At 41.5% G+C, this 20,835-nt stretch carries 8 protein-coding genes; 4 read left to right on the top strand and 4 right to left on the bottom strand.

The annotated features are described in order from the left end of the window. Positions 1–930 carry an SPFH domain-containing protein gene (locus tag KO529_RS08775; protein ID WP_215947540.1) on the top strand — a complete coding sequence of 310 codons (930 nt, stop codon included), beginning with the start codon at positions 1–3 and terminating at the stop codon, positions 928–930. Positions 931–1,017: 87 nt separating this feature from the next. Here KO529_RS08775 and KO529_RS08770 read toward each other — a convergent pair whose 3' ends face one another. The 4 genes from KO529_RS08770 to KO529_RS08755 form a co-directional block, all read right to left on the bottom strand. Beyond that, positions 1,018–1,233, bottom strand: coding sequence for a DUF6327 family protein (locus tag KO529_RS08770; protein WP_215947539.1), 216 nt, complete (start codon positions 1,231–1,233; stop codon positions 1,018–1,020). A 6-nt stretch (positions 1,234–1,239) separates the two neighbouring features. Next, positions 1,240–1,584 carry a phage holin family protein gene (locus KO529_RS08765; RefSeq protein ID WP_215947538.1) on the bottom strand — a complete coding sequence of 115 codons (345 nt, stop codon included), beginning with the start codon at positions 1,582–1,584 and terminating at the stop codon, positions 1,240–1,242. 11 nt (positions 1,585–1,595) lie between these two features. Then, positions 1,596–1,925: a YtxH domain-containing protein gene (locus tag KO529_RS08760; RefSeq protein WP_215947537.1), complete on the bottom strand. Its 330-nt coding sequence runs from the start codon at positions 1,923–1,925 to the stop codon at positions 1,596–1,598. A 338-nt stretch (positions 1,926–2,263) separates the two neighbouring features. Continuing rightward, positions 2,264–3,949: a glutamine--tRNA ligase/YqeY domain fusion protein gene (locus tag KO529_RS08755; RefSeq protein ID WP_215947536.1), complete on the bottom strand. Its 1,686-nt coding sequence runs from the start codon at positions 3,947–3,949 to the stop codon at positions 2,264–2,266. 251 nt (positions 3,950–4,200) lie between these two features. Here KO529_RS08755 and KO529_RS08750 point away from each other — a divergent pair, with 251 nt between their 5' ends. The 3 genes from KO529_RS08750 to KO529_RS08740 form a co-directional block, all read left to right on the top strand. Further along, complete coding sequence (locus KO529_RS08750; RefSeq protein ID WP_215947535.1) at positions 4,201–6,468, top strand: gliding motility-associated C-terminal domain-containing protein; 2,268 nt, start codon at positions 4,201–4,203, stop codon at positions 6,466–6,468. A 6-nt stretch (positions 6,469–6,474) separates the two neighbouring features. Beyond that, positions 6,475–8,562, top strand: coding sequence for a PorP/SprF family type IX secretion system membrane protein (locus tag KO529_RS08745; protein ID WP_215947534.1), 2,088 nt, complete (start codon positions 6,475–6,477; stop codon positions 8,560–8,562). Between the two features lie 691 nt (positions 8,563–9,253). Next, positions 9,254–20,835: beta strand repeat-containing protein (locus tag KO529_RS08740; RefSeq protein ID WP_215947533.1), on the top strand; the 11,582-nt coding region annotated here is incomplete at its 3' end.

Genomic DNA, 20,835 nt, shown 5'->3' with positions numbered 1-20,835 from the left:
ATGGGTTCATTTTTACTTATACCGTTATTACTTTTCAGTTTTGTAGTTCTTTTTTCTTCTTTCTTTACTGTTAAGCAACAAACCGCAGTTATTATTGAGCGCTTTGGGAAATTCAATAGCGTGAGAACTTCCGGTTTAGGAATGAAAATTCCGCTGGTAGACCGCATTGTAGCCCGTGTTGGGCTTAAAATTCAACAATTGGATGTCATTGTTGAGACCAAAACTTTGGACGATGTATTTGTAAAACTTAAAATATCCGTCCAATATGTTGTTCTTAAGAACAAAGTATATGAAGCCTTTTATCAATTGGAATATCCACATGATCAAATAACCTCCTACGTGTTCGATGTTGTCCGTGCCGAAGTTCCTAAAATGAAATTGGATGATGTTTTCGTAAAAAAGGACGACATCGCCATAGCTGTAAAAACAGAGCTTCAAGATGCCATGTTGGATTATGGCTATGATATTATAAAGACCTTGGTAACGGATATTGACCCGGATGCACAGGTAAAAGAAGCCATGAACCGTATTAATGCCTCCGAAAGGGAAAAAATTGCAGCACAGTTTGAAGGTGATGCGGCACGTATACTAATCGTTGAAAAGGCCAAGGCAGAAGCTGAAAGCAAAAGATTGCAAGGACAAGGAATTGCCGATCAACGTAGGGAAATTGCACGTGGATTGGAGGAATCTGTAGAGGTATTGAACAAAGTGGGTATAAACTCCCAAGAAGCCTCTGCCCTCATTGTAGTTACCCAACATTATGATACCCTACAATCTATTGGGGAAGCTACCAACACCAATTTAATACTGTTGCCGAATTCGCCACAGGCCGGAAGCGACATGCTCAACAATATGGTGGCCTCCTTTACCGCCAGTAACATGATAGGCGAATCCATGAAAACGCAAAATAAAAAGAAAGACCCCAAATAGTCTAAATAGCACATTATATAAAAATCCTTTTACGATTTGTTTAAAGCAAATGGTAAAAGGATTTTCTAATTAGCCTAAAAAAGGGAATTAGCTAAATCTTTTTAATATTTTCTTTGCCACAAAGGAGATAATTAATTTCTGGGCAATTCCACTAAGCCCACCCAACAAATTTGTGGGATAAAAATTAGCCTTTGTCCTATTGACGTGCAGTCGTAACTGCTCCTTGTCAATTTCCCTCTGTAATTTTAAAATAGTCAACCTTTGATCTATTTCCTCAAAAGAAGTAAAAACCTGCTTTGTCATAACTCATCAATCAAAATAATATTCTGAAAACTTCTTTAACATAGGTTTGTCCAATATATCTCTATACAAATAAAATATAATTGCAATAAAAATATAAAACAGACCCACGAACAAAAATCCCAAAAAAGTGTTTTCCAACCACAGCCCAATGCCATATGCCGCGGCGAAAGACAGCATAAATAAAGCAAGCAAGGCAATACTTCCCAACATCAACATCTTGGCAAAGGAGGTCATAGTCCGCATACCTATTTTAAACCCCTGGAGTTTATAATACTCCCCGGTATTTTCTAAATAGGACCGAATATCACTATCAACTTCAGAAAGATTTTCCCTAATTTCCTCTAAGGCCATATAATGCTCTCTTATTTTTGCAGTTGTGCATTCTTATTCTTAAGATCGGCCAACTTCTTTTCCAAGGCAGTTATTATGTCATCTGCTTTGTAGCTCATATTGGAAATCGTCTCTTCCAACTTTTGCTCAAAATCCACTTTCTTGGCCTCCGCCGTTTTGGTAAGCTCTTCCTTGGCATGGGATATTCTACTAGTTAGATCATCGGTTGTCTCCATGGCCTTCTTCTTGATCTTTTTTCTAGTTTTGGTCCCTTTATCGGGTGCATACAAAATTCCAATTCCTGCACCTATGGCAGCACCTGTTAATAATGCTAATAAAGTATTTCCACTATCGTTTGACATAAATATTTTTTTTATTGTTATTAATATAAATTAAGATGCCCTTTGGAAATTTCTAAAATTGAAATTCTCAGCACTGAAATTTTCCTAAGGACGTAAAACTCAAAATTAAAGGAAAGAAAGATCACTGATTGACGCTATCCATCAAACTTTTGATTCAAACTGCCCAAATCGATAATATTCCAACCAAAAACTAATTAAAGGCCCTACAGCAACACAAAATACCAATTGTTATGGAATTACCTTGGTCCAAAAAAAAACCACAGCATTCGCAAGCTGTGGCCTTCAATTTTTATAGAAAATACCAATTGTTATATCAAAATGTATAAACTTAATTTATACTAGTTTTTCTCTTGAATTTTGGCCCAAGTATCCCTTAGACCTACCGTTCTATTAAAAACCAATTTCTCAGGTTTGCTATCCGGATCAATATTAAAATAACCCATGCGTTGAAATTGAAACCTCTCCCCAATTTTAGCATCGGCCAAACTTGGTTCAACAAAAGCCGAAATAATCTGCAAGGAATCAGGGTTAATAAAATCCAAGAAATTCTTGTCCTTGTGTGCATCCGGTGTTTCATCCGTAAAAAGACGATCATACAACCTCACTTCGGCCTTAAGGGCATGCTTGGCAGAAACCCAATGCAAAGTTCCCTTAACTTTTCTTAGGCTTTCTTCCGAACCGCTTCCACTCTTACTCTTAGGGTCATAAGTACATTGTACCTCAATAATATTCCCATCGGTATCTTTAGTGCAGGAATCGGCCTTTATAATATAGCCATTCTTTAAACGCACCTCGCCACCGAGCTTTAGTCTAAAGAATTTTCTATTTGCCTCTTCCTTAAAATCTTCCTGTTCAATATACAATTCCCTTGAAAATGGTAGTTGTCTATACCCCGCTTCCTCATCCTCAGGGTTATTTTCCGCTTCCAGCCATTCCTCCTCCCCTTCGGGGTAATTGGTCAAAACAACCTTCAAAGGATTTAAAACGCCCATAACCCTAGGAGCAATTTTATTCAAATGTTCCCGTACATGAAATTCCAACAAGGAAACATCCACAACGTTGTCCCTTTTAGCAATACCAATGGTATCTGCAAAATTTCTAATGGATTCCGGAGTATAGCCCCTTCTTCTCAGTCCTGAAATTGTAGGCATTCTGGGATCGTCCCAACCTTTCACGAAGCCTTGTTCTACCAATTGAAGCAACTTGCGCTTACTTACAACGGTATGGCTAAAATTTCTCCTGGCGAACTCCCTTTGTTTGGGCCGTACCAAATTTTTATCTACCACTTGGTCCAAAAACCAATCATATAGCTCCCGGTGCATAGCAAATTCCAGCGTACACAACGAATGGGAAACCTGCTCAATATAGTCGCTCTCCCCATGTGTCCAATCGTACATAGGATAAATACACCAATCGGTATTTGTTCTGTGGTGAGCCCTGTACAAAATACGGTACATAATAGGATCGCGCATCAACATATTTGAAGAAGACATATCCACTTTTGCTCTTAGGACATGCTCCCCTTCCTTAAACTTGCCATCCTTCATCCCTTGAAACAACTGTAGATTCTCCTCTACGGAACGGTTCCGGTACGGGCTTGGTGTTCCCGCCTCCGTGGGAGTTCCCTTTTGGACGGCAATATCCTCAGAAGTTTGGCTATCTACATAAGCCTTACCCGTTTTTATTAACTCAATCGCCCAGTCATGAAGCTGTTGAAAGTAATCCGAAGCAAAACATTCCGTGTCCCATTCATAACCAAGCCATTTTACATCCTCCTTAATGGCATCAACATACTCTTGTTCCTCCTTGGCCGGGTTAGTATCATCAAAACGTAAATTAACCGGAGCCCCATACCTCAACCCTAAACCGAAATTAAGGCAAATTGAGCTCGCATGTCCAATATGAAGATACCCATTGGGCTCGGGTGGAAATCTAAATCTTAGTTTATCCTTGGGAAAGCCGTTTCCTAAATCCTCCTCAACGATATGCTCAATAAAATTTAGCGATTTTAATGCTTCACTCATATTCTCCTTTTTGATGCGCAAATGTAGGGAAAATGCAGGTAAGGCCGACGATAAAATACGTATACCATACAATAAAGTGGGTTTCACAACAGATTTAAATACCCTTACAACTTTAAATTTCCAGTATTATAATTATATAACATATTTGTAGTTGAATACTTTGTAACTCAATGTATTGCCAAATCTTGAAAAAAGTTATCTGACAATTATCAACAATAAAAGCTGGTAGTAACCCCTAACTACAACATCTCATGAACCCGAACAAAAAAAATAACCTACTAATTTTCGTTCTAACATTGATGCTGTTGGGTGCAAGCTCAATTTCAGCACAGACTCTGAACAAACCTACTCCTGCTGACAACCCAAATTTAGCGGGCAACTCAGTTTGGACCGCTGCCTGTGCATCTGCAACATTTAACGAATACTACATAAATTTCACCTGGCTTCCTACTGTAAACAGTGACAATGAATTTGTATTGGAATTATCCGATGCCACTGGTTCCTTTGGGAGTCCCAAGGAATTGGCCAGGGTAGCGGACAAGAATTCGGACTTCGACTTTGAATTTTCATTTGCACTGCCCACGGATACAAGGGGAGATGCCTACAGATTTAGGGTAAGAAGTACCAGTCCTGCCAAAACAAGCCCTGTTTCAGATGCCTTTGAAATGTACTATATAGATTTCAACTCTACGCTCGCCATTAGAGAAGTGGGCGACTCAGGAGCTCCTCCTGCACAGAAAATACAACTATGCAACGGGGGAACTACTACCTTGGAAGTATACAATGTACCCAACCCAGAAACTTATCGGTATAATTGGTATAAAAATACATCACCCTTCACCAGCAGCGGAAGCGGATCATCCATTGAAGTTTCGGAAAGTGGTTATTACGTTGTAGAACTGGATTACGGTTCCACCTGTTCAGGATCCGCCAATACACAGTCGCTCTCCATTGAGGTTGAAATTGGTACAAGCGTAGGCTTGGCACTGAACCCACCGGCCGAAACTGCATTGTGTTCAGGTCAAAGTTATGCGCCACTTGAGGCCAATATGAACTATCCGGACCTTGCCTACACCTGGTACAAGGGAACAACAATTATTCAACCAAGCACCCTAGGTGCCTATACCTATTCCATAGATACAAATGACGCCAATTTTCCAGGTGACTATTCTGTAAAGATACAGGGAGATGGTATTTGTACAGAAACCTCCAACAGCGTAAGCATTACCAATGCCGGTCTTTTTACTGTCTCTAGGGACAACCCGGCCAATATGGTCATCTTACCGGGAGCAACTGCCAATTTAACTGCTTCTTCCGATGCCGCATCCGTAACCTACCAATGGTATAAGGATAACACCATAATTGCGGGGGCAACAAATAGTTCCTATGTAGCAAATGCTGTCGGCAATTACTACGCAGAAGTAACATTAAGTGGTGGTGCCTGTACCTCTGCCATCAAGAACACGGAAACTACAACAGTGGTAAACCCTGATTCCTTTGAGCTAATTACCAACTATACTACAGAATATACCGATTGTATTAATACAAGCGTAGCTATTGAAATAAGTACTATTAACGCCGTACTATCGGATGGTTCCAAAACCAATGTAACCGCAGATTTAAAAAGCAATTTCTCCTACCAGTGGACTAGGGACGGAGCCAACATTGCCTCTGCCAATGGAAGTAATATCAGCTTAACGAATACTAGTGAAAACGGGGAATATAAAGTTATAGGAACCTTGGACAGTTTTACTTCTACTTCCAATGCACTACCTGTACGTTTGTTGACCAACGAAACATTAACCGTATCATCCACTGGTACAGTAATATGTAATTCCAGTGAGACAATAGACATTTCAACAACCACAACACTAACGGGTGAAAGCTTTGATTGGTTTAAAGATGGCGTAAATTTAAATACCTTGAGCGAATCATTATCGGTTACCGCACCAGGCACCTATCAACTAATAGTACAGAAAAACGGTTGTGATCTTAGATCCAATGAGATCATTGTTTCTCCTTTGGACGACTCCTTGATAGCCCTTAGCATAACCAATAACGAGGTGGTATTTCCCGAAGGCGGCAGCAAAATAATTTCTGCCAGTGGGGCCACAAGCTATAAATGGTACGACCAAAACAGTGTTATGTTGAGTGATACGGACACCGTTTCCATTACTCAGGAAGGAAGTTATATGGTAACTGCAACCGTTAACAATTGCGAGGTTTCCAAAACATTTTCCGCCTCCTATCAAGACACTTTTGGTATCCCAAATGTAATCACTGCAAATGGCGACGGCTACAACGACCAATGGATTATTCCGAATACATATACTAAAGACCCCAATATTTCAGTTATTATCTATAACGACAAAGGAGAGGAAGTACTTAGCCAGAACCAATACAAGAATAACTGGCCGGAAGCTTCCATGAAATTCCCGAAACAAAATATGGTATTTTATTATACCATTAAAAATGCCAAGGAAACTTTAAAGAAAGGTACTATTACAGTAATACGATAATGCACCATGTTTAAGAAAAACTATTTATATATCATCTTTCTATTACTCTGCCTAACCAAGGTTACAGGGCAGGAAGAGAGTCCGTTTGTTTCTTACGATGTTCCCTCACAGAACCTCCTAAAATTCAATAGATTTCTAATTAACCCCACCTTTTCTACGGTAAGGGAAGACAAATCATATATAAATCTATTACACAGAAACCAATCGGTATCTTTTAACGATAACAACCAAGACTATTTCTTAAGTTACAGTGGTCGTGTCAATGACCGCAGTGGTTTGGGACTAAGCCTATATACACAAAGGGAAGGACTAATATCCAACTACGGCGTTATGGCCAACTATGCCTATGGCATTAAATTAAGTGATAAGAGCAATTTTACCTTTGGGGCAAACCTAGCTTATTACAACAGTGGATTTGATAGGAACAGAGCCAATGCCTTGGATCCCAATGACCCCGCTTTAAACGGGCTACAGGATTCCAATCTTTTGTCCTTTCAACCAGGATTCAATATTTCTTTTGGCCAGTTTGATTTTGGAGTATTCGCTGAAAACCTATTTGACTATAATTTAAAGACCAGTGAGACAATAACCGAATTTGGCGATAAAACCTTCTCCGGACATTTACAATATACCCATCAGTTTGAAAACGGTACCGGCATTTTTGAAGCAGGTCGTTTAATGCCCCTGGCACGAGTACGTAAAATTGGAACCGAAGAGATAGTCCTAGGTGGTAGTCTTATCCTGGACTTGCCCAAATTAGGTTGGCTACAAGGTGGATATGATAGTTTCTATGGCGCTTCTGCCGGTATTGGATTTAACATAAACCGCAGGCTCTCTTTAGGGTATACCATGGAAAAAGGCCTGTCCAACAATTTTGACAATTTTGGATTAACACATGAGATATCCTTTGCCTACTCCATAACCCCAAATCTTACAGAAGATCGTGTAATGTTGGAAGAAGGTTATGAGGAACTTGCGGAAAATGAAGAAGAACAGGAAGATACCCTTACCGCACAACAACTGGAAATAGAAAAACTAAAGAAAGCTTTGGCGGAAAATGATGAAATTTTGGCCGAGTTAATGTTCCGTCAAGATTCATCAGAAACCAACCGTCAGAAAGATTTGGAACGCAGGTTTGAAATGGTAATGAAAATGGTACGCGAAGAAACGCAGGGCAAGCGTCCGGACATTGAGGAAAAAGCCAAGAAAATGTATCTCGTTAATAATGAAAACGGAGGTTTGGTCAATAATTCCAAGCCCAACCCAACAGAAAATAAACCGAACGTTATAAATCCTGTGGCCAAACCCAAGGATGCTATAGCCACTAGGACTGTTGAAACCAAAATTACCCCAAAAGTAAAAAGTGAAGACACCGAACAGGACGAGTTTACAAGGGTAGCCCAACAAAATAATATTAAGAGTAGAATATTCAGGAATTTGGATGGGGTAGCCGACGGCTACTATGTTGTAGCCAATGTCTATAAAGGTGAAAAATATCTCAATAAATTTGTAACGGAACTTGCCAATAACGGAGTTAGGGCAGACTATTTCGAAAATGCCAACAATGGTCTTAAATATGTTTATCTAGAAAGGTATGATACCTGGCAAGAGGCACTGGCCGCCCATAAATCCAACATCAATGGTACCTATTCCAAGGATATGTGGATTATGAATGTGGACAACACCCGCTACACCGATGCCGATAAGGCCTATGTGGATAACGTAAACAAGATCAAGGAAAAATCAACACAATATGCCCTGGACAAACTTCAGAAAAATGTTGTGGTTAAAGACAATGTAACCTCCAATGATCCTACGGCCAAAGTGTACAAGATAAATGGTCTGGGAACTGGTTATTACATCATTGCCAATGTATTTGCCAATGCAAATAATGCCAATAAATTTGTGAAAATGTTGAATGCCCAAGGATTAAGTGCCAGTTATTTTATCAACCCCGAAAATAACTATAGATATGTATATCTTAAGAGACACGAATCCTGGAACAATGCATTGGTTTCCTATTACTCTAAGATAAACGATACTTACACCGATAAAATGTGGATCATGCGGGTAACACCAAATCAAATGACCTAATTCAACTTTCTCTTAAAAAATATATTAACCGGTCAATTCAGGTAACTATCAGATTAAACTTCGGATTGCGAACAATGCCCTAAAAACGATTAGTAAGTTTCGGAAAAAATACAATGCCAAGTTACTTGATGAACCTTCCCGAAAAAGCCTAGCTTACACGGCTAAATGATTGATAAGGTAGTGCCCTTTTTATTCCGGGCTATTGAATTCCATTCCCAATCATTTTCAATAATTACCAAATTCCCTAGCTTATTTGGGTGAATGCGATGAAATAATGTTTGTTGCGTTTGACAACAAACTAATTCTTAAAAATTTACCTCCCCAAGGTATAGCTATCACTACTGTGATATACTACAGTATCCATTATGTCATTTTTGATCCCAGCTACGCTAGGCATTAACTAGTAATAATAGATAGTTCCTTCATAACTACATTCTTAAAAGCTGCTTTTATAAAGATGGCTAACCATACTATAAAAGAGTTTCACAACAGAATATAGCGCTGCTACAACATTAAATTTCCCAGCTCAGTATTAAGATTAATATTTGTTATGAATGTCAGGTTTTCAGAAACTTATCAAGAAGTTTTTCAACAACTAAAATTTAATTTCCAAAAACCTCCCATTCAAAGTAAACATTATTAATGGCTTGAGAACCTAAATAATGAATACCATACCAAACTAATTTACCTGATGGGATCAAAAAATATTAAAAAATTACTGTTAACTTGTTTTTTACTATTAGGCGTCATCTCTGCCTATTCACAGGTAAAAAACACTTTTGACGTTCGTTATGAAAATGAACTCCGTGGTGATATAACCTTTATAGCAAACAATATCGTCAATAGGCAAGCCAATGGATATTGGGACTACCAATGTGTTAAAGTAAATAAAAAGGGGGAATGTAGAGAATGGAAATATGTTTGGGTAAATTCTTTTGTTTCCCCAAATGACCCCTACAATGAAACAGGAAATTCCTCTGAATATAATGACGACCTCGATATGCAATACATTGATATCGATGGCGATGCGTCCACCTTTAGTTCAAGTAGCGCAATTCTAACGGTTCCCAATCCTGATTGTGCCAAAGTCCGCTATGCTGGTCTATATTGGTCTGCTGTTTTCAGTTCAAACAACAGGACAGGCTTTAACTCACTTAAATTTAAAATCCCTGGTGGTGCTTATCAAGACTTAACTGCAGATGAAATATTATTTGACGGCGCAGGGGATGCCGATTTTGGCTATTACAGCCCATACGCCTGTTATAAAGATGTTACATCTATTGTTGCCGGGATGGCAAACCCCAATGGGGAATATTTTGCCGCCAACATAAGGGCCAGCTCGGGAAGCAGTATTTCCGGAGGTGTTTCCGGAGGTTGGAAAATGGTCGTAGTTTTTGAAGATCCCAATTTACCAGGAAAATATATTACCACTTTTGACGGATATGCCGGCATTAAATCAGGGGAAACTGTAGATATTCCGGTAAACGGATTTACCACGCTCCCAGCACCATTTCCCGTAATTGCACAATTGGGTGTTGGTACCTTGGAAGGGGATAACAGAATAGGTGGTGACGGACTTTCCATAAAGGCCAACTCTAACTTAACATATACCCCATTAGGGAACACGGTAAACCCTACCAATAACTTCTTTAATAGTAATATTACCAGGGCGAATGCCATAGTGATGGACAGAACCCCCAACTCCATAAATACACTGGGTTGGGATGTAGACTTTTTTAACATCAACAATCCACTTAACGGCGTTATTCCCAACAACGAAACAGGGGCAACCTTAAGGGCGAGTTCTTCACAAGACAAATACGATATCTTCTTCACCTCTTTTGATGTTGAAATTATTGAGCCCATAATGAATTTGATAAAAAGGGTTGAAGATATTGCCGGAAATGATATAACCGGGCAAGGGGTAAATCTAGGACAGACCCTAGATTATGTATTGGAATTCCAAAATGTGGGAAATGATGATGGAGACAGCTATACGATCAAGGATATCCTACCTATAAATGTAACCTTGATTGAATCAGGATTTACCTTACCGGCGGGTGTTACCTATACCTATGACGAACCTACCCGTACGGTTCTGTTTTCCATTCCAAACAACTTGGTGGAGAAAAACGATCCACAGTATGCTATCCGTATGCGCGTTAAGGTTGCAGAAAACTGTTACGACTTTATAGATGCCTGTTCAGATCTTATCCAAAACCTAGCTTATTCTACTTATCGAGGGGTATTAAATAACAATGTTATAAGTGATGATCCCAGTGTTACGGATTTTGATAATTGTGGATTTGTAACTCCTGGTGCCACCAACTTTTTATTGGATGATTTGGACGATTGTAACTTTGCCAGAACAGTTCAACTTTGTGGGGATCAAGTACTCTTGGATGCCGGAAATGGTTTTGACGATTATATATGGTACAAGGATGAAAACGGAAATCAACAATTGGATGCCTCCGATACCGTAATAACCGATGGAGATTCGGATAATGACCCCAGTACATTTATGGTCAATGCCGTTGGCACCTATATTGTAGACAAAATTGTTGCCGATCCCTGTAAGGGCTTTAAGGAAATATTGACTGTGGAACGTTTTGGTACCACCCAAACAAACCCTATAGTTGATTTTTTCAATAACAGTAACAATGATGCCGATCCTACCAATGATGTACAGGGCGAAATTGTTAACTGTTCCGTTGATGGAAGTCCGTTACCCAAGATATTCTTATGTGGCGTAAACGACACTCAGTTAATCCAAGTCAATATTACAGATGCCCAGAGCATGGTTTGGGAACAGTTGGTAGAAGGCAGTTGTACAGATGCCGGGGACGATTGTGGCAACAAAAATGCCACCTGTACTTGGAATCAAGTAGCACAAGGATCAAGCTTTACAGCCAATAGTGCAGGCAAATTCCGATTGGTAATCAATTACCAAAATGGCTGTTTTAGCCGCTTCTATTTTAACGTCTTCCAGAACAATTTGGACGTACAATACAATGCCAATGATATTATTTGTACTACTCCGGGAAATATTACCATTACCAATCTAGGTTTGGGGTATGGTTATCAACTTTATGATGTTGCCAATAATACCATAGTAGTCCCTTACAGTGCCAACAACGGTCCAAGCTTTACTATTAACACCAATGGTGCCTACAGAGTTGGAATTATGCAGTTGGATAACCTTACAGGGGAACCAATAGATGGTTCCTGTGAATTCAGCACCCCGGACATAGGTATCAGGGATAGGGATTTTCAGGTCGATATTACTTCCACCCCTGCCAACTGTAATGACCTGGGAAGTATCAATATACAGGCATTGAATGCAGAAGCCAATTATGAGTATGAAATTCGTATTGATGACGGTTCAAATGGGGGACAAGGTACCCTACTGGACAATGAAACCGCCCAGCCGGACAACAATTATTCTTTTGAAAACTTAAATCCTGGAGATTATATCATAATCACCAGAACCGATGATGGTTGTTTGGATTCCCAAAACGTAACAGTGGCAAGAATTCCAGACCCCGTATTAACCGCGGCTACCACCGCTAATATTGGTTGTGAAGATGGAATAATTACCCTGACCACTACAGGCGGATTTCCCAATCCTGCCTATAACTACGCCATTTGGAGTAAGAACGGTGTTCCACTTTATGCAAGTGTTGCAGCAATTCCTCCATCCGCTTATCAAAATGACGCCGATTTTACCTTCAGTGTAGGGGAAGAAGGTGATTATGGATTCGTTGTTGTAGATGGCAATAACTGTATTGCCTTTTCCAACATAGCTACCATAACCATAGCTCCGTCCGTAGAATATACAACTACAGTAATGGATGAAAGTTGTTTTGGCGCCAATGATGGATCTTTTTCAGTAAATGTCAGTAATAGCAATGGCTATACAATTTCCTATAAACTAACTTACCCCGATAACACAATAGTATCCAACGCTTCGGGTACCTTTACCGATTTACCCCAGGGCGATTATACGGTAACCTTGACACAGACAAAAGGAGCCGTTAGTTGTGACTATATAGAAAATTTCACTATAAGCGGTCCTACCGACGGTATTTCGGGGAATGCGACCTTAATACAGGACTATACCTGTTTGCAGGAAGGTATCATTGAAGTACAAAATGTTACTGGAGGAACGGCTCCCTACGCTTATAGTATTGATGGGGTGAACTTTGTTTCGGGCCCAGGTGCGGAAACTTTTTCCAATCTTACGAGTGGAAGCTATAGTATTACCATAAGGGATGCAACGCTTTGTACTTTTGTTACCAATACCATAGTAATTGACCCGCTTGATGAGCCAACAGACCTCACCTTTACCTCAACAGCACCAAACTGCCCTACACAAACATCCAATGTTACTGTAACCGCAGTAAATGGTATTGACCCATTGACCATAGAGATCATTGCCCCTTCGGCCATTACATCAAATTCCATAGCTGGTAAGACTGCAACCTTTAATAACCTTAATCCGGACACCTACACCTTTAGGGTTACAGATAGTAAGGGTTGTTCCTATGACGAAACCTACACCATTACTCCAGTTGATCCTATTACCGCTGTTGGTACTTTGATCAACAACGTAAGTTGTATAGGAAATGCCGATGGAGCCATAGACTTTGAAATAACCGATTTTAGCACTACCTATAGCTATTCCGTTAATGGTGCAACCGCCATTACGGGACAGTCTGCCAGCACAATTAATTTAACTGGTCTGGTAGCTGGCGATTATACCATAGTAGTTACCGATGAAACTACTAACTGTACCGACACCAACACGATTACTGTAAGTGAACCGGCAACTGCCTTAGGAATTACCTTTAGCACAACTCCTTTAACTTGTAGCGCCAATGGATCGGTTACCATTACTGCAACCAATGGGTGGGGAGGATACTCCTATGAACTTGAACAGCCCGATAATAGCAATTTAGGCCCTCAGGGAAGCAATGTATTTTCAGGTCTTAATCAAACAGGCACCTATACCATTAGTGTTACCGATGCCGGAGGATGTACGGTTACCGACACCTTTGATCTTTTAGCCCCGGCAAATCCTACTGCAACTTTAGATGCCACAACAGACCTATGTTATGTTCCTGGTACGGGAGTTAGCCTTACTGCAACAGCAGCAGGTGGGATTGCACCCTATACCTATAGCCTTAACGGCGCACCGGCACAAAATGGAAATGTCTTTAACAATCTTACGCCAGGGGCCTATTCCGTTGAAGTACGTGATGCCTATGGTTGTAATGTTACTACAAATACAATAACCATAGAGCCACAGCTGACAGTGTCCAATGTTATTACTAAAGAATTGGATTGTTCTGCCTCTCCTGAAGCAATAATTGATATTACCATAAATGGTGGATATGCCTCATATAGCTATCAAATAAACGGTGGAACAAGTACCGCTATAGTTGGTAATACCATAACTTATAACACGGCCGTTGATGGCAGCTTCACCTTCCTAATTTCAGATAGTGAAGGCTGTACAGCACAAACCACTGTTGTTGTGGATCCCATTACCAATCCTGTAGCAACAAATAATATTACGGATCCAAATTGTGATGGTGCCGGGAACGGTAGTGTGGAAATTGTTATAGATCCCAACTTTGGAACTGCGCCTTATCAGGTAAACTTCAATGGTGCAGGGCTTAGCAATCAGACCACATACTCCGGACTTGCTTCGGGAACATATAATTATATAGTTCGGGACAGTAAAGGTTGTACTTTTAACGGTAGCGCAACCTTAACGGCGCCCAATGCCATTACTGCGGATGCCGTACTAACACAACCATATACCTGTCTGCAAACTGCCAGTATACAAGCCCAAAATATAACTGGGGGAACACCTGGATATACTTTTAGTATAGACGGAATAAATTTTGTTGCTGGGGATACCTTTACCGGACTTACCGATGGAGATTATACGATCACCGTTCGTGACGCCAGTGGATGTACTTTTGCGGCCATTCCCGTAAATGTTCCAGCCTTAGATCCACCAACCGATATTACTTTTAGTAGTACCGCGGCCAACTGTCCGTCCGAGACATCAAATGTCACCTTAACCGCAATAGGAGGAAGTGGAGCTATCACCTATGAAATCATTGCCCCTGCAGCCTCTATAGCAACAAATGCAACCGGAGTATTTAATAATCTTATTCCGGACACTTATACCTTTAGGGTTACAGATGCCAAAGGATGCTCGTACGACGAAAACTATACGGTTAACCCAGTAATAAAAATAGATGCATTGGGCACTTTGACCCAGAATGTATCCTGCCAGGGAAGTGCCGATGGAGCCATACAATACAATATATCCGGATTTAGTGGCAATTATAGCTTTACCGTAACAGGACCAACAGCCATTGCCCCACAATCTGGAATAAATACCAACCCATTAAACTTTAGCGGTCTTTTGGCAGGGGATTATACCATTACCGTTACTGACGATACCACCAATTGTACCGATACGGCCACTGTGACCGTAAACGAGCCTGCAGACCCCTTGGCGTTTACCTTTGTTTTAACACCAAAGACATGTGACGCAGATGGATCGGTAACCATTACCGCAACAGACGGATGGGGAGGATATACATATCAAATTGAGCAACCGGATACCGCTGTTTTGGGACCACAGGGAAGCAATTCATTTGGCAGCTTAAGTCAGAATGGCACTTATATTATCAGCGTTACCGATGCCGGTGGATGTACCGTAACAGATACCTTTGATATAGTTGCACCCACAAGTCCTACAGCAACTTTGGCTGCAACCACAGACCTTTGTTACGTTCCCGGAACAGGAGTTAGCCTTACCGCAACCGCTGCTGGGGGAATTGCTCCTTATACTTATAGTCTTAACGGGGCTCCGGCACAAAATGGAAATGTATTTAACAATCTTGCGCCAGGGGCTTATTCCGTTGAAGTTCGTGATGCCTATGGTTGTAATGTTACTACAAATATTATAACTATTGCGCCACAGCTTAGTGTATCAAGCGCTGTCACAAAAGAATTGGATTGTACCACTTCTCCTGATGCGATAATAGATATTATCATAAATGGAGGTTACCCAGATTATAGTTACAAAGTAGATGTTGATGCTGCGGGATATGGAGCTTCAACTGCCTTGGGCGCCGGAGTGACCACCTTTAACTACACCGCAACCACAGCCGGAATCTATGTCTTCGAAATTACGGACAACGAAGGCTGTACTGTCCAAACAACAGAGATTACGATAGATCCTACCAGCAGCCCACAGGCCTCTGAAACAGTGACCGATGTAAGCTGTAATGGAGGTATTGATGGCGTTGTGGAAATTGTATTGGACACCAATTTTGGAACGGCACCTTATCAGGTAAATTTTAATGGAGGAGGACTTAGCAATAATACTACTTATTCCGGCCTGGCCGCAGGAACTTATTCCTATACTGTTCAGGACGCCAAGGAATGTACCGTAACCAATTTGGTTACCGTGGGAGAGCCAGCAGCTATCACTTTTGATGCAGCTATAATCCAAGAATATACCTGTCTACAGGATGCCAGTGTGGAGGCCCAAAACGTAATTGGCGGCACTTCTCCATATACGTATAGTATAGACGGCATTAATTTTGGAGCTAATAGTTTTTCCGGACTTAAGGACGGAAATTATACGCTTACCGTTAAGGATGCCAATGGATGTACCGCCACTAGGCCTATAACCATTGATCCGTTAACGCCACCAACAAACATTTCATTCAGTGCCACGGCTGCCAACTGTCCAGCAGAGACTTCTGATATCACCCTAACTCCAACCGGAGGTAGCGGTGCAATCACTTATGAAATTATTGCACCGGCAGTCGCAGTCGCTTCCAATGCAACAGGTATATTTACAGGACTTGCTCCCGACACCTATACGTTTAGAATTACTGACGCCAAAGGATGTTCATATGACGAAAACTACACCCTAAACCCTGTTGCCAAGATAAATGTGCTGGGTACTTTGACACAGAACGTATCCTGTCAGGGAAGTTCGGATGGAGCCATACAATACAATATAACCGGATTTAGTGGCAATTATAGCTTTACCGTAACAGGACCAACAGCCATTGCCCCACAATCCGGAATAAACACCAACCCATTGAACTTTAGCGGTCTTTTGGCCGGGGATTATACCATTACCGTTACGGACGATACCACCAATTGTACCGATACGGCCATTGTGACCGTAAACGAACCTGCAGACCCCTTGGCATTTACCTTTGTTTTAACACCAAAGACATGTGACGCAGATGGATCGGTAACCATTACCGCAACAGACGGATGGGGAGGATATACATATCAAATTGAGCAACCAGATACTGTTGTTTTGGGACCACAGGGAGGAAATACATTTGGCGGCTTAAGTCAGGATGGCACTTACATTATCAGCGTTACCGATGCCGGTGGATGTACCGTAACAGATACCTTTGATATTGTTACCCCTACCAATCCAGTAGCCAGTATTGATACTGCTGCGTCCACTTTATGCTATACCTCCACGGGCTTAGCAACTATTGTTGTTGGTGCTTCAGGTGGGCTGGCTCCTTATTATTACAGTTTGAACGCAGGTCCTACCCAAACCTCAAATACGTTTGTGGACTTAACACCTGCTACCTATGACTTTAATGTAATTGATAGTAATGGGTGTACAGATACCGTTCAATTTACCATTGAACCGGAGCTTACAGCTAATGCAGTTTTAACCAAAGACCTGGATTGTTCCGTTAGTACAAATGCTGAAATCAATGTGAGCGTTAACGGAGGTTATCCTGCCTATACCTATGAAGTAGCCTTTAACGGTGGAGCTTATGCGGCCTATGCAGGTGGATTTCCTTATACTACATCCAATGCAGGTACGTATAGATTTAGAATAACCGATTCCCAGGGTTGTATTACAGAGAGTAATGTAGTAACCGTTACTCCGGCCGAAACGCCAGTTATTACAAGTGTAACCCCAACTCATGTTCTTTGTAATGGAGATAACTCCGGATCCTTGGATATCGTTGTGGATACCAGTGTAGGGGTTGCTCCATATACTATTACAATAGTAGAAACTGGTTCGGGCACCAATTATGGTAGTCAGGCCACAGGATTACCGGCCGGGAATTATGAAATAACATTGACCGATGACAAAGGATGTTTTGTTACAACTACTGAAACTATAACAGAACCCACTGCCATAAATGCCAATGTAAGCCATACCAATTTATCCTGTTCGGCTTCTACAAATGTAATGGGTACAATAACAGTAGATGCCAGTGGAGGCACATCTACCTATATTTATCAAATAAACAACAATGATTATTCCTTTACGGATACTTATGATACCTCATCAGGTACGAATGACCATACCTTCACTGGTTTAAACTTTGGGGATTATACCGTTAGGGTAATTGACAATAACGGTTGTGAAAGTATCTCCACCGTTACCATCACTACTGGACCTGACGTCCTTATTACAACTTCACCTGTGGCTGGATGTGCTCCTGGAACTGGTGAAATGCTGGTGGAAGCTGCGGCCAGTACTGGACCATTAGGTAATGGAACATTCTATTTTGCCCAATACCCTGCAACACCATGGTTCTTAGGAAACACTGATTGGTATATACAAGATGGAGGTGCCGGATCACCCCCTTATACCCACAATTTTACAGGCTTAAACCCAGGCGTTACTTATACCTTCATCGTATATGATTCAGATACAGGGTGTCAATTTATACAGGAGGCAACCGCTCCTGTAGCAACAAATTCAACTTTAACATCATCGGTAGACACAACCACCAACGTAAGTTGTTTTGGTGAAGTGGACGGTTCAGTTGACTTTACCATTAGCGGATATACTGCTACCGAAGTAAATTACGAGATTTTTACTTTTGTCACCAACAATACCACCGGTGTTACTGGAGGCGCCACTGGACTTTCAGGAACTGGAACTCCTTATTCCGATACCTTGGCCGGTTTGGTACCAGGTGAATATTACATACTCTTTACGGAAATAGACGGAAGCAATCCTGGATGTGTCAACGCATCGGATCCCTTTGTAATAGAACAGTCCCCAGCCTTATTGGAGATAACGGCTACTTCAACCAATGATAATTGTGCCCTGAATGCAGGTACCATAACCGCCAATGCACGTTACGGTAAGGCCCCTTATTTATTCCAGTTGGAACTGGCCTCAGCAGCGGCCCCTGATGTGTCCACATGGACCGGAACCAATACCTCAGGATTCTTCAATGCCGATGCCGAGGATTATAGAGTTTATGTAAAGGACGCCAATGATTGTATAAGATTTTTTGATGTCACTGTAGGGCAAGATCCTACACCGTTAATTAGTCTTACTGTACCAGATCAATGTGCTACAACCGAAGGTAATTTTACCATCCAAGTTACCTTGGACACCCCTGGCATGCAACCTTATTTCCTAAGTTTGGATGGAGGAGCATTTCAGGCAGTGACCTTTACAGGTGCCCCGGCAACTTATGATTTCACAGGACTAAGTTCAGGAAATCATACCGTAGAAATAAAGGATGCCAATGGCTGTGGTAACAGCGAAAGTATTGAAATATATACTCCAACCTCCCTGTCGGCCGAAGTTGTGGTAACCCCATCATGTAAATTTCTATTACAAGATGATGGTGAGATTAAGGTAAAAGCATATGGCGGATCACTATTCAATTACAGATATGAGCTTAGGGATACCTCGGACAATATCATTAGACCAAAACAGATTCCAGATACTTTCTCTAACCTTACCCCAGGAACTTATAGAATTTACGTTTATGACAATTTAGCTACCGGTTGTGATTCATTTATCGATATCACCTTGGAGGTACCTACAGCCGTAGTTGCTGCCATTGGGGAAATAAATGACATAAGTTGCCATGGTGCCAGTGATGGCTCCATAGTGGTAACACTGGATCCGGGCATGGATAATCCACCCTATACCTATCAATTATTCGATAGTACAGGAACTATTCCAATGACATTGTTACCACAATCCTCCAATGTCTTTACCGGATTGGATCAAGGCGATTATATTGTAAGGATCACATCTGCTAGATTATGTAAAACAGATATTCCATTTACTATCAATGAGCCTAGTGCATTAGTGGCCAACGCAACTGCCACCAGTTTTGCCTGTGCCGCAGATAATTCTGTAGCCCAAGCTGTAATAACAGCAGATATTCCAACAACTGGAACAGCACCTTATACATACAGCATAAATGGGGTAAACTTCTTTACTACCAATACCTTTAACATCAACGATACCGGTGCAGTTCAAAATTTCACCGTAACAGTACGTGATGCCAACGGTTGTACAGATACCGATACTATAACCATAAACCCTTTACCCACTATTACAGCCGTTACCGTTGGTCAACAGACTGCCATTACCTGTAACAATGACGAGGTGGCCAGGGTGACCGTAACAGGAGGTTCGGGCGACTTTACCTTTGAGCTTTTGCCTACGGGAAGTGCCCCGAAACAGAGCTTGGTGAGCCAAACGGCCGACTTTACATTGACCACACCAGGGGACTATACCTTCAGGGTAACCGATAATGTGACCGGTTGTTATTTCACCACAGCTCCTTATAATGTGGCGCCTTACGACCTCATAGAAGTGGTGGCCACGGCCATTAACCCGGTGACCTGTTTCGGAGATACCGACGGGGAGCTAGAGATCCAGGTAAACAACTATTTGGGCAATTACGATTATCAGGTATTCAACAGTAGCGGAACCAACGTTACAGCAGTTATAAGTTCGGATACCTCATTCAACCCAAGGACCATTTCAGGATTGCCTGCAGGGAACTTCTATGTGGTAATTACCGCTACGGATACCCCCTTCTGCGATGATACCACGAACACCGTGACCATTGTATCGCCAGCGGCGGACCTAGACCTGACAGTTACCAAAAATATCAATGCCAACTGTAACATCGGCGCACAGGTGACCGTACAAGCCACTGGCGGGAACGGTGGGTATACCTATGCCTTTGTACAGGACGGTGCGGTTGTGAACCCAGGTGATTATTCCGCTAATGCCAGTGATGTCCTTGATCCTGCCACCAACCTCAATTGGGACGTTTGGGTGAAGGATGCCATGGACTGTACCTATAAGATCGATGTGGTTATAGCCGAAGATCCTATGCCGACGGTAAGCCTTCCGACCTATGCCGACGACCAGTGTACCTCCAACGGGAACTCATATACCTTTACCGCAACAAGTAC

This window comes from Arenibacter algicola (genome assembly GCF_018860365.1).
Lineage (GTDB): Bacteria > Bacteroidota > Bacteroidia > Flavobacteriales > Flavobacteriaceae > Arenibacter > Arenibacter algicola_B.
Note: the sequence above shows the minus strand (reverse complement) of the source record. Positions and strands in the feature narration are given on the sequence as shown.